This window comes from Deinococcus alpinitundrae, from assembly GCF_009982895.1.
GTDB classification, from domain to species: Bacteria; Deinococcota; Deinococci; order Deinococcales; family Deinococcaceae; genus Deinococcus; species Deinococcus alpinitundrae.
Genome location: NZ_WXZL01000319.1, coordinates 1 through 264 on the forward strand (window position 1 = coordinate 1; position 264 = coordinate 264).

Consider the following 264-nt stretch of genomic DNA (forward strand, 5'->3'; position numbering starts at 1 on the left):
GCGCGGGCAAGACGACAACGATTTCGATGCTTCTCGGCATCCTGGCGCCCGACGCCGGAGCGATCCGCGTGCTCGGCCACGACATGGCGCGCGACCGGTTCGCCGCGCTGGCCCGGATGAATTATTCGTCGCCCTATGTCGCCTTGCCGATGCGGCTGACCGTCGAGGAAAATCTGCGCGTCTACGGTCATCTATACAACGTTCCGCAGCTTGAGCGGCGGATTCGCGAACTGGCCCGGGATTTCGATCTCGAGGCACTCCGGC

Annotated in this window: 1 protein-coding gene; it reads left to right on the forward strand. The window is 64.4% G+C overall.

Going from position 1 to position 264, the window contains the following annotated elements; translation table 11 throughout:
* Positions 1-264: ATP-binding cassette domain-containing protein (locus GUI70_RS23570; protein WP_161884593.1), on the forward strand; the 264-nt coding region annotated here is incomplete at both ends.